At 60.4% G+C, this 11,324-nt stretch carries 9 protein-coding genes; 1 reads left to right on the forward strand and 8 read right to left on the reverse strand.

Annotated elements, in window-relative coordinates:
• The first annotated feature begins 81 nt into the window (after positions 1–81).
• Entirely contained in the window at positions 82–378 is a 297-nt protein-coding gene (locus tag V6L79_RS04820) for a winged helix-turn-helix domain-containing protein (RefSeq protein ID WP_261740614.1), read from the forward strand.
• Here V6L79_RS04820 and V6L79_RS04825 read toward each other — a convergent pair.
• The 8 genes from V6L79_RS04825 to V6L79_RS04860 form a co-directional block, all read right to left on the reverse strand.
• Entirely contained in the window at positions 369–830 is a 462-nt protein-coding gene (locus tag V6L79_RS04825; RefSeq protein ID WP_261740615.1) for a GNAT family N-acetyltransferase, read from the reverse strand. The genes V6L79_RS04820 and V6L79_RS04825 overlap by 10 nt on opposite strands.
• Positions 831–894: 64 nt before the next feature.
• Positions 895–3,069 carry a YccS family putative transporter gene (gene yccS, locus V6L79_RS04830; protein ID WP_338579882.1) on the reverse strand — a complete coding sequence of 725 codons (2,175 nt, stop codon included), beginning with the start codon at positions 3,067–3,069 and terminating at the stop codon, positions 895–897.
• Between the two features lie 186 nt (positions 3,070–3,255).
• On the reverse strand, positions 3,256–4,434 hold the full coding sequence (locus V6L79_RS04835; protein ID WP_261740617.1) for an NAD(P)/FAD-dependent oxidoreductase: 1,179 nt from the start codon (positions 4,432–4,434) through the stop codon (positions 3,256–3,258).
• A 154-nt stretch (positions 4,435–4,588) separates the two neighbouring features.
• Positions 4,589–5,926, reverse strand: a complete 1,338-nt coding sequence (gene dbpA / locus V6L79_RS04840; protein WP_261742358.1) for an ATP-dependent RNA helicase DbpA — start codon at positions 5,924–5,926, stop codon at positions 4,589–4,591.
• 150 nt (positions 5,927–6,076) lie between these two features.
• Complete coding sequence (gene mdtD, locus V6L79_RS04845) at positions 6,077–7,507, reverse strand: multidrug transporter subunit MdtD (RefSeq protein WP_338579883.1); 1,431 nt, start codon at positions 7,505–7,507, stop codon at positions 6,077–6,079.
• 137 nt (positions 7,508–7,644) lie between these two features.
• On the reverse strand, positions 7,645–8,982 hold the full coding sequence (locus tag V6L79_RS04850; RefSeq protein ID WP_338579884.1) for a TldD/PmbA family protein: 1,338 nt from the start codon (positions 8,980–8,982) through the stop codon (positions 7,645–7,647).
• Positions 8,982–10,424, reverse strand: a complete 1,443-nt coding sequence (locus V6L79_RS04855; protein ID WP_321835474.1) for a TldD/PmbA family protein — start codon at positions 10,422–10,424, stop codon at positions 8,982–8,984. Before V6L79_RS04855 ends, V6L79_RS04850 begins: the two co-directional genes overlap by 1 nt.
• Positions 10,425–10,589: 165 nt before the next feature.
• Positions 10,590–11,285 carry an RraA family protein gene (locus V6L79_RS04860; RefSeq protein ID WP_261740621.1) on the reverse strand — a complete coding sequence of 232 codons (696 nt, stop codon included), beginning with the start codon at positions 11,283–11,285 and terminating at the stop codon, positions 10,590–10,592.
• Positions 11,286–11,324 lie beyond the last annotated feature (39 nt).

The raw sequence follows: 11,324 nt of genomic DNA on the forward strand, positions 1-11,324 counted from the left end.
AACCGACGAAGGTCCTTTGGCCCTTATCGCAGCCTGCGGCAGCGGCTACAGGTTTATTGCCCCACCTGAATGGAGTTCTGCATGGACGTCAGCAAAACCAAAAGCAGTTTTTACCGGCGCTTGTACGTGGCCTGGTTGATCGACAGCCAGACCGCCAGCAGCGTGCCCGCACTGACGGAAGTGACCGGCATGCCGCGTCGTACCGCGCAGGACACCATTGCCGCCCTGGCTGATCTGGATATCGTTTGCGAGTTTGAACAGCAGGATGGCGCCCGCAACCATGCCGGGCGCTATCAGATTCGCAGCTGGGGCCCGGTCGATAAAAACTGGGTCGGCGAGCATCTGGTGCAGATCAAGCAGGTGCTGGGTTACCCCTGAGGTGTCAGGCGCATGCCGATGTGCGGGATGTCATCTTCAAGATAGCGTTCGCCCTCGGCGAGGAACCCGTGTTGCTCATAGAACGGCTGCAAGTGCGCCTGGGCGGACAGGAACACGGGCTGTCCCGACCAGTACTCTTCGATGTTCTCCAGGGCTTGTTCAAGCAGCGTATGCCCAAGTTTTTGCCCGCGACCCTCGGGGGCAATGATCACGCGGCCAATCACTACGTCGCCGCCCTGGGATTCAGGATCGAGCACGCGGGCGTATGCCACCAGTTGATCGTCCTGCCAGCCCATTACATGCAGGGTATCCCCCGTCAGGTCCTGCCCGTCGACGTCCTGATAGGCGCATTTTTGCTCGACGACGAATACCTTTGAGCGCAACTCCAGTATGGCGTAGAGCTGCTCTTTGCCCAGGTCGTTGTGGTGTTTGCAGAGCCAGTCAGTGGTCACGGTCTTGTCCTTGTTGGGGAGTTCATGCCCCGATAGTAGGCGCGATGCACACTGAGGCCAAGCTCTACGGCGTCTTGATCAAATGCGCGGCCAGGGTGCGCAGCGGTCCGAGCTGGCGGCAAATCAACGCCAGTTGGGTTTGCACCAGGCGCTGGTTTTCATCGAGCTCCTCGGGCATTTGTTCCAGCGCGTTGGCCAGCGTCTCTTCCTCGTCACTCTGCACCGCCACCGTTTGCTTGGTGGTCAGGCCTTGGGCGATCTGATCGATGCTGTCGGCAATCTTGCACCCGGCCTCTTCAATCAACTGCTCGCGAACTTCAGCGGGCAACTCGGTATCGCGGTGCGCGCCCAAGCCTGACAGATAGCTGAGCAAGGTGTGGGACATGACCAAAAAGCGGAAACCCATGTCGGCATCCTTACGGAAGTGCCCCGGTTCCATCAGCATATTGGCCAGCGTGGTCGACAGCGCTGCATCAGCGTTGTGGGCGTTACGGCGCGCCAGTCGATACGCCAGGTTGTCGCTTTTGCCCTGAGCGTACTGCTGCATGATCTGGCGCAGATACTGACTGTTACAGCTCAAGGTATTGGCCAGCACCTGATTCAGTCGACGGCCCTGCCAGTCCGGCAGGAACAGGAACACTGCCGCCGCCGCAATCACGCTGCCCACCAGGGTATCGAACAGTCGCGGCAGGAACAGCCCGTAGCCGTCGCCCACCTGATTGAAGCAAAACAGGATCATCAGGGTGATGGCTGCAGTGCTCAAGGTGTAGCGGGTGGTGCGGTTGATAAAGAACACGACCCCGGCCACTACGGCAAACATCGACTGCACCAGCGGATTGGGGAACAGATCAAACAGTGCCCAGCCCACGGCCAGGCCGATAGCGGTGCCGATGATGCGTTGGCTGAATTTGCGCCGCGTGGCGCCGTAGCTCGGCTGGCACACGAACAGCGTGGTAAGGATGATCCAGTAACCTTGGCTCGGGTGAATCCAGTGCACCATTGCAAAACCGATGCTCAGGGCCAGCGGCAGGCGCAGGGCGTGGCGGAAGATCAGCGAGGTTGGCGTCAGGTGCTGGCGCAGGCGTGACCAGACATCCTTGAGGTTGCGCGGCGAACGGTCCAGCAGGCTGCTGTCGGTGGCATCGGCCAGGTTGTCGGGGTTGCTCGCGTCGCTCAGCAAACGATCAAGGGTGCCAAGGTTGGCGGCCAGCGCCCGCAGTGAACGCAAAAGGCCGCGCCAGGCCGGGTTGCTCTGGATACGCAAGTGTTCGAGGGAGGCGTGCAGATCGCTCAGGGCCTCGGCAAAGCTGTCATCGTAGACAAACGGCTGGCGCAGCTTGATCGACTCCGACAGACGCTGGCAGGCCACGCCTTGCTGGCGCAGCAGGCGCTGGCAGCGGAACATCACGTCACTGTGGAAGAAGGCATCTGCGAGGGCGTTGTACGGGTAGTGCGAAGAGCTGGCGCGCTCGTGGATGTCCTGCGCGAGGAAGTACAGCTTGAGGTAGCGGCTGAGCTTGGAGCCCGGCCGGGAGTTGCCGACCCGGTGCAGGATGATCTCTTTGGCACTGTTCAGCGCCGCTACCACTCGACCGTTTTGCCGGGCCAGTTCAAGTCGGCCCGCTTCGACATCCAGCTTGCGAATGGGCTCGAACAGCGACGATTTTATTTTCAGGTACAGGCCCAGTTCCCAAAACAACCGCGCCAAGCTTTGCTGCACCGGCTGGTTGGAAAACAGCGCCTGCCACAGCACCGACAACATCCCGTACCACGCCGCACCAGCAACCAGCAGCAAGGGCTCATGCCAAAAGTTGGTGACTTCGCCGCCGCGCTGATCGACGCCGATCATGGTGTACACGGCCAGAATCAGCGTGGCTGAGGCAATCGCCCCGTAGCGCTCGCCCAGCGCCCCGAGCATGGTCAGGCCGAAGCTGGCTAGCGCAAGCGCGCAGACCATTAACCAAGGGTAGGGGAAGAGCAGTTCGACACTGAATGCCGAGGCGGTGAAACACACTAGCGTTACCAGCAAGGCGTTCAGGCGGCCTTGCCAGCTGTCATCGGTCTCGGACAACGCGCTGGCGATAATCCCCAGGAACAGCGGGATCAGCAGCGACATCTCATCCTGATACCAGCAAAAAGCCATGCTGCCGGTCAGGGCGACAAACACCCGGACGCTGTAACTGAACTTGTCCAGCGCCCACAAGCGGCGCAGGGAATGCTGAAAACTTTTCGATGACATGAAGTGGCGGTGCCTGGCTCGTGATTCGCTAACTTGAGCCAGTTAAGACGACAGCGCAATGGCACTGTCACATCGAACACAAAATATTTTTTGGGGTTGCCATCGCGAGCAGGCTCGCTCCCGCAAGAGCAGTGCAATTTACCTGTGGGAGCGAGCTTGCTCGCGAAAGCCGCGATACGGTCTGGACTAGACGTACTGCGCCGCCGCATACCCCGAAGCCCACGCCCACTGGAAGTTGAAGCCGCCCAGATGGCCGCTCACATCCAGTACCTCGCCGACAAAATACAAACCCGGGCTTTTCAGCGATTCCATGGTCTTGGACGACACCTCGCGGGTATCGACCCCGCCCAGGGTCACTTCGGCCGTGCGATAGCCTTCGGTGCCGGCCGGTACTACTTTCCAGCTCGCCAGTTTGTCCGCCACCTGCGCGAGTTCAGCCGGGGTGTACTGCTTCATCGGCTTGGACTCGAACCAGTGCTCGGCGAGCAGATTGGCCATCTTCTTGGTGAAAATTTCACCGAGCAGAGTTTTCAGCTCGCTGTTGGGGCGTTCGGCCTGTTGGGTGTGCAGCCACTGCAGTGCATCGAGGTCGGGCAGCAGGTTGATTTCAACCGTGTCACCGGTATTCCAGAACGACGAAATCTGCAAGATCGCCGGTCCGCTCAAGCCACGATGGGTGAACAGGATATTTTCCCGAAAGCTCTGATCGTTGCAGCTCACCAGGCAATCCACCGACGTGCCGGAGAGTTCGGTGCAGATCTCTTTAAGCTGATCGGTGATGGTGAACGGCACCAGCCCTGCGCGGGTGGGCAGCAGTGTGTGGCCGAATTGTTTGGCTATTTGATAACCAAAACCTGTGGCGCCCAAGGTCGGGATCGACAGCCCGCCGGTGGCGACCACCAGTGACTGGCAATCAATCGGCCCCAGCGTGGTATTGAGGCTGTAACCGTTGTCGGTTTTTTCGATCTGCTCGACCGAGGTGTCCAGGTGCAGGCTGACGCCCGCTTTTTGGCACTCATCGAGGAGCATTTCGAGGATGTCGCTGGATTTGTTATCGCAGAACAGTTGGCCGAGTTTTTTCTCGTGATACGGCACGCCGTGCTTGCACACCAGCTCGATGAAATCCCACTGGGTGTAGCGCGCCAGGGCCGACTTGCAGAAGTGCGGGTTCTGCGACAGGAAATTGTTGGGCTCGGTGTACATGTTGGTGAAGTTGCAGCGGCCACCGCCCGACATCAGGATCTTCTTTCCTGCCTTGTTGGCGTGGTCGACCAACATGACCTTGCGCCCACGCCCGGCAGCGGTCAGCGCGCACATCAAACCTGCGGCGCCAGCGCCAATAATCACAACGTCGGTAGAGCGCAAAGCGGTGTCCTCACAAAATTTATATTCAAGCCAAACCTAATGTGGGAGCGGGCTTGCTCGCGATTGCAGCACCTCGGTCATTCAGCTGAACCGAGTTGTTTGCATCGCGAGCAAGCCCGCTCCCACATTTGATCGCCAGTGTTCAGGCGATCTCTTACAAAACCCGAACGCGCAATACGCGGCCTTTGATTTTGCCTTCGCTCAAGCGCTGGGCAGCCTGTTTGGCCACGGTGCGGTCAACAGCCACGTAGGCCTGGAAGTCAAAGATCGCGATCTTGCCAACCTGGGCACCTGGAATGCCTGCGTCGCCAGTCAAGGCACCGAGGATATCGCCAGGGCGAACCTTGTCTTTACGACCAGCACCGATCACCAGCGTGCTCATGGCCGGCAGCAACGGTGCGCCGCCTTGCGAGGTGAGGGTGTCCAGGGTTTCCCAGTTCAGCGGGGCCTTTTGCAGCTGCTCGATGGCCTGGGCGCGGTGCGCTTCGGACGGCGCAACCAGGCTGATCGCAACGCCTTTTTCGCCAGCGCGACCGGTACGGCCAACGCGGTGAATGTGAATTTCCGAATCACGGGCCAGCTCAACGTTGAGCACCATGTCCAGCGCGTCGATGTCCAGACCACGGGCCGCAACGTCGGTGGCAACCAGAACCGAAGTCGAGCGGTTGGCAAACATCGCCAGTACCTGGTCGCGGTCGCGCTGTTCCAGATCGCCATGCAGGCCGACAGCCGAAATACCTTTGGAGGTCAGGTGATCAACGGTTTCCTGAACCTGCTGCTTGGTGAAGCAGAACGCTACACAAGATTGCGGGCGGAAGTGGCCCAGCACCTTGGTCACAGCACTCATGCGCTCTTCAGGCGAGATTTCGTAGAAGCGCTGCTCGATCTGGCTGTCAGTGTGCAGTGCCTCGGCTTTTACTTGCTGAGGGTTGCGCATGAACTTGGACGACAGCTGCTTGATGCCCACCGGGTAGGTGGCCGAGAACAGCAGGGTCTGGCGACGCTCCGGGGTTTTGACAATGATGTCTTCGATAGCGTCGTAGAAGCCCATGTCCAACATGCGGTCAGCTTCGTCGAGTACCAGGGTGTTCAGACCGTCCAGTACCAGCGAGCCTTTGCGCAAGTGCTGCTGAATACGGCCCGGGGTGCCGACGATGATATGCGCGCCGTGCTCCAGCGAACCGATTTGCGGGCCGAACGACACACCGCCACACAGGGTCAGCACTTTGATGTTGTCTTCAGCGCGGGCCAGACGGCGGATTTCTTTGGCGACCTGGTCAGCCAGTTCGCGGGTAGGGCAGATCACGAGGGCCTGGCAGCCGAAGAAGCGCGGGTTGATCGGGTTCAGCAGGCCGATGCCGAAGGCGGCAGTTTTGCCACTACCGGTCTTGGCCTGAGCGATCAGGTCCATGCCTTTGAGGATCACCGGCAAGCTCTGCGCCTGAATCGGCGTCATCTGGGCATAACCGAGGGAGTCGAGGTTAGCCAGCATGGCGGCGGACAGAGGCAGAGTGTTAAAAGCGGTGGCAATGGTGGTCACGGGACTGGCCTGCAAAACAAAATGTCGCGTAGTGTACCAGTCCCATGCCCTTTGCCTGAACATTCTGGACGAGATGTAATCCAGTTCTGCTTATAAAGCCGCTTAATGTTCCAGCTCGTGCTCCGAGTTGGCCTTGGGTTTACGCCCGTCCTGCGGTGACAGTTGCAGGAAAATTGCCGCTGCCAGCATTGCCATGATCCCGACCGACAGGAAGGTCAGCTGGAACGCTCCGAGCACCGTGTCTACCCCCTCGCTGCCGCCATCTCCGGTGAAACCGCCGAGCAAGGCCCCGGCGCAAGCCACGCCCAGGCTCAAGGACAATTGTGCAACTACCGACAGCAAACTGTTGCCGCTGCTGGCGCTGGCATCATCGAGGTCGATCAGGGTCACGGTATTCATCGCGGTGAACTGCAATGAGTTGATCGCGCCTAAAACTGCCAGCATTGACAGTAACAGCGGGTAAGGCGTGTGTTCGGTGACCAACCCCATGCTGGCCAGCATCAGGCCCAGGGCAAAGGTGTTGGCGGTGAGCACGGTGCGATAACCTGCACGCTCGATCAGCGGTCGCGCAATCCACTTGGCCAGCATGGCGGCTGCGGCCAGCGGCAGCATGCTCATCCCGGCTTGCGATGGGGAATAGCCCAGCGCGACCTGGAGCAGCAAAGGCACCAGGAACGGCAGGGCGCCGCTGCCCAGACGAGCAAATAAATTGCCCAGGATGCCCACTGCAAACGTCTTGGTCTTGAACAACACCGGTGAGAACAGCGGGTTGCTGATATTGCCGGCCCGCAGCCAGTACGCCGCCAGGCACGCCATCCCGGCGAACAGCAGCAACATCACGCGCAGGTGCGGCATGTGCAATTCGCCCAAGCCTTCCATCGCAATGGTGATAAACACCATCGCCGCGCCAAACAGTACAAAGCCCACGCCGTCGAAACGGGTGCGCTCGCTGCCGCGCAAGTCCGGAATGAAGTGCCACACCGCCCAGCAACCGAGCACGCCCACGGGCAGGTTGATCAGAAAGATCCAGTGCCAGCTCAGGTATTGCACCATCCAGCCGCCTATAGTCGGGCCGATCAGTGGGCCGAGCAGGCCGGGGATGGTGATAAAGCCCATGATCCGCACCAGCTCCGAGCGCGGGTAAGCCTTGAGCACTACCAGTCGCCCGATGGGCAGCATCAAGGCACCGCCCAGGCCCTGGACGATACGGGCGCCAATCAGCTCGTTGAGGGTGCTGGACAAGGCGCAAAGCAATGAGCCAAAACTGAACAGCAGGATGGCGCCGAAGAAGATTTTTTTGGTCCCGAAACGGTCGGCGATCCAGCCTGAAGCGGGAATCAGCAGGGCCACGGTGAGCATGTAGGCAACGATTACGCCTTGCATGCGCAGCGGGTTCTCTTTCAGGTCGCTGGCCATGTCGGGCAGGGCGGTGTTGAGGATGGTGCCGTCGAGTGACTGCATGAAAAACGCGATGGCCACCACCCACGGCAACCAGCGCAGGGTTTCAGGGCTCAGAACCGGGCGTGCGGGCATAGGACCTCTTTTCATGAACTGTCAAAAATCCAATGTGGGAGCGGGCTTGCTCGCGATTGAATCGCTGCGGTTTACCTGAAAAATCCGGGCGCCGCATCGCGAGCAAGCCCGCTCCCACTATTGATCGGTGGCGATGCTTACAGGGTCAATGTGAGCTTTTTAACCAACGCCCCCGGCAGCAGGTTCGATGCGGTCTGGCGCTGGTCGTAAGTGCTGGCCGACAGCAACAACTCACGGTCAACCGTCAGCGCTTCCAGTTGCGATCCCAGCAGACTATAGACGCTGTCATCGAAGCGCATCGTGTTGACCGGGGCCTTTATCTCGCCGTTCTCGACCCAGAAGGTGGCAAAGCGGGTCATGCCGGTCAGACGTGCCGCCGGTTGGTCCGAGTAGTTCAAGTACCACAGGTTGCTGATATACAGCCCGGTGCCCAATTGCTTGAGGATATCGGCCTGTTCCAGCGTGCCCGCAGCCATCGCCAGTGCGCTAGGGGCTTCACCCCATGGCGCGCCGTTGACCTCAAGTCCATATTCGGCAGCGCTGCGCGAGCCCACCAGTTGCTGGTTGGACTGGCCGTGCTTGACCAGCGACAAGTCCTGACGCGGATACCCTTCGCCGGAAAACGCCGGGCTCAGGGACTGGCTGACCTGCTCGTCAAAAGACACCAACGGGCTCAGTTGTGCGTCACCCGCATAGAGCTTTTGCAGCGGGCTGGCTTTACTGGCCAGCGCCTGTGCCGAGAAGCCGCCCCAGCACAGCATGCTCATCACTTCTTCCAGTGCCGCCGGGGCCAGGTAGGCACGGTATTCACCGGGTGCCAAGGCATGCAGCGGGCGATCGAGAAAACTCAGTTGCTCACGGGCCAGCTGCATGCGCTGGGCGAAGCGCTCGCTGTCCCAGTCGGCTCCGGCGTAGCTGGCTTTGACCGCTTGGCCATTGCTGTGAAACAGGCTCCAGTCGAAGTTGAAACTGTTGGCCTGATGCCAGCCAAACGCACCTTCGGAGCTGGCATAGCCGTAGCTGATCGGGCCGCTGGCATAAAAGCCGACCAGATCGACGCCCTTGGCTGCGCGGTGGATTTCCTCCAGTACCCGGGCGGTGTCCGGCAGAGGCTGGCCCTGTACGTTATGGCTGTTCCACGGCTGCGGGTTAAGCAGTAAATACGGGTCGGCGGGCAACAGCGGCAGTGTTTCGCGCAGTTGCTGCAAGGCCTCGGTCAAGCGCTGTTTGTCGACGTCCGACTCGCCCGCCAAGGTGAGGCTCACATCGGCGTGGCGACCGTCGTTGATCAATTTCAGGCTCAGGCTGGCCTGCTGCACAAGCCCGGCCTGGCGCACTTTACCCTTGTTGAAACGGATAAATTCCGAGGCTTCGGCGTTGTAGCCCAGGGTGAATTGCTCAGGCGAACGGATCGCTTTGCCCAGCCACTCCACCAACGCTTTGAACTGCTCGGCCTGACTCAATGGGGTACTCATCAGGCATCGCCTCCAAACACATCAATTTGACTGAATACACACGCAGGCGATGCATGGCCCACGCGGATTACCTGATTGGGCTCGCCCTTGCCGCAGTTCGGCGTGCCCAGCACTTTTAAGGTACTGGCGTCGCCCACGGCGCTGAGGTTGCGCCAGAACTGATCGGAAATACCCCGGTAGTTGGGGTTTTTGACCACACCCTTGAGTTCGCCGTTCTCGATCAACTGGCCCCATTCACAACCGAACTGGAACTTGTTGCGCGCATCGTCAATCGACCAGGAGCGGTTGGTGGCCATCAGGATGCCGTGCTCGATACCGCCAACCAGCTGGGCCATTGACTGGTCGCCGGGTTCGATATTGAGGTTGGCCATGCGATCAATCGGTGGCCGGTTCCAGCTGCAGGCGCGGCTGTTGGCTACGCCGTCCAGGCCCGAACGGAACTGCGACAGGGCTCCGCCCAATGGCCGCAACAGCAGGCCTTCGCGGATCAGAAATTCCTTGTGGGCCGGGGTGCCGTCGTCGTCGAAGCTGTAGCTGGCCAGTTGCTCAGGGATGTCCGGGTCAAAGGTTACGTTGAGCAATTGGGAGCCATATTGCAGGCTGCCGAAGTCACTGGCCTTGACGAAGCTGGTGCCCGCGTAATTGCGCTCGTCACCGAGAATGCGGTCCAGCTCCAGCGGGTGGCCGATGGATTCGTGGATTTGCAAAATCATCTGGTCGGGCATCAGCAGCAGGTCGCGTTTACCCGCCGGGGCATTAGGCGCCAGCAGCAATTGCAGGGCCTGATCAGCGACCTTGGGCGCGGCACCGATCAGCCCGCAGCGGCTGATCACATCGGCGCCGCCCTGCTGGCCAAAGTTCTCACGGCCCAGGCTGCGGCTCTGGCTGTCGTTGCCGTCATAGGCGGTGACGCTCATGCCTGGATAAACAAAGCGCTGGGCGCGCCGCAACTCGGCGCCTGCGCTGTTGAGATAGATTTGCTCGACGTGATTGAGGCCCAGCGAAACGTCCCAGCTCACCAGTCGCTCGTCTTTGGGCACGGCCGCCGATTCGGCGCCAAGCAGCTCAAAGCAGTCGCTGAGTGACGGGAAAGCCTGATCGAGATTGGGCGAGTAATAGTCGGCGCGCTCGTGAGACACCGGCTCCTGGCTCAGATCGAGCAGGGCGTGGGCGGCGATCAGTTGCGCCTGGGCTTCGGCACGTTCGAGGGCGGCCTGCAGACCGGCTTGCGACAGGTCATTGGTGGCGGCGTAGGCTTCGACACCCTTGAGCCGCACCGTGAGCATGGCGCCCTGGTCGTGACTGAATGAAGGAGGTTCTGCGACGTTCTTGCGTACCGACAGGTATTGCCCGGACTCGCGTACGTAACGCAGCGAAAAGAACTCGGCCCGGGTGCGCAGCGCGCCAAAGCGCTGCTTGAGCTGAGGGTAAAAATCGAACATGCACAGACCTCCTTGTTAGAGCCAACAGCCCCCCGCCCTAATCCTCTCCCGGAGAGAGAGGGGACCGATTGGGGGAGTGATCTCAAAGAACAGCGTTGAATCCAGCATCAACTCGGTCAGCTCCCTCTCCCTCTGGGAGAGGGTTGAGCTGAGGGGCTTTTAGCTTTAAACCGGGCAACCCTTGGCGCGCAGGATAGCGTCAAAGCGATCAGGGTCCAGGGTGCCTGCCTCAATTGCCTTGAGTGTTGCTTGTTCGCGGGCCAACAGGTCGTGGCAACGGATCAGCAATTCCGGCAGTTCAGTACGCGAGGCTGCGACTACGCCGTCGCCGTCGCCGATCATCAGGTCGCCGGGCATTACCAGCATCCCGGCACACGAGATCGGCACGTTGATTTCGCCGCCGCCGTCAGTGCTTGGGCCGCGGTGGACGCCGCCGATAGCGTAGGCCGGCAGTTCACCGGTTTGCCATTCGTCGAGGTCGCGCAGAGCACCGTTGATCACCACGCCGACAATCCCGGCCTTGAGGGCCATAGCGCGCATGATGCCGCCGAATACGGCACGGGTCAGGTCGGCACTGCCGTCGATTACCAGCACATCGCCAGGGCGGGCCATTTGCATGGCTTTAAGGATCATCAGGTTGTCGCCCGGGCGCACACGTACAGTCAGGGCGCTGCCCAGCATTGGGCGCGAGCCGTGGAACGGCTTGAGGCCCAGACCGCCAACGTTACGGCCCAGGCAGTCGCTGACAGCGGCGGCAGGGATTTTGCTGAATTCGGTGAGCCATTTTGGATCGAGAGGTTCTGCGTTTGGATTAATCAGAAAGCCGGTCGGCCATTTGCTCGAAGAGACAACATCAAACATAGAAAACCTCTTGGCCAGGCAGGGCTGGCATGTCGGGTG

The organism is Pseudomonas sp. ML2-2023-6, from assembly GCF_037055265.1.
Classification (GTDB): Bacteria; Pseudomonadota; Gammaproteobacteria; order Pseudomonadales; family Pseudomonadaceae; genus Aquipseudomonas; species Aquipseudomonas kulmbachensis.

What these genes read in the sequence shown, in the direction of transcription:
- V6L79_RS04850 (WP_338579884.1), bottom strand. Translation starts at nt 8,982, where the DNA reads ATGAGTACCCCATTGAGTCAGGCCGAGCAGTTCAAAGCGTTGGTGGAG.
- V6L79_RS04820 (WP_261740614.1), top strand. Translation starts at nt 82, where the DNA reads ATGGACGTCAGCAAAACCAAAAGCAGTTTTTACCGGCGCTTGTACGTG.
- V6L79_RS04860 (WP_261740621.1), bottom strand. Translation starts at nt 11,285, where the DNA reads ATGTTTGATGTTGTCTCTTCGAGCAAATGGCCGACCGGCTTTCTGATT.
- dbpA (WP_261742358.1), bottom strand. Translation starts at nt 5,926, where the DNA reads ATGCTGGCTAACCTCGACTCCCTCGGTTATGCCCAGATGACGCCGATT.
- yccS (WP_338579882.1), bottom strand. Translation starts at nt 3,069, where the DNA reads ATGTCATCGAAAAGTTTTCAGCATTCCCTGCGCCGCTTGTGGGCGCTG.
- V6L79_RS04855 (WP_321835474.1), bottom strand. Translation starts at nt 10,424, where the DNA reads ATGTTCGATTTTTACCCTCAGCTCAAGCAGCGCTTTGGCGCGCTGCGC.
- mdtD (WP_338579883.1), bottom strand. Translation starts at nt 7,507, where the DNA reads ATGCCCGCACGCCCGGTTCTGAGCCCTGAAACCCTGCGCTGGTTGCCG.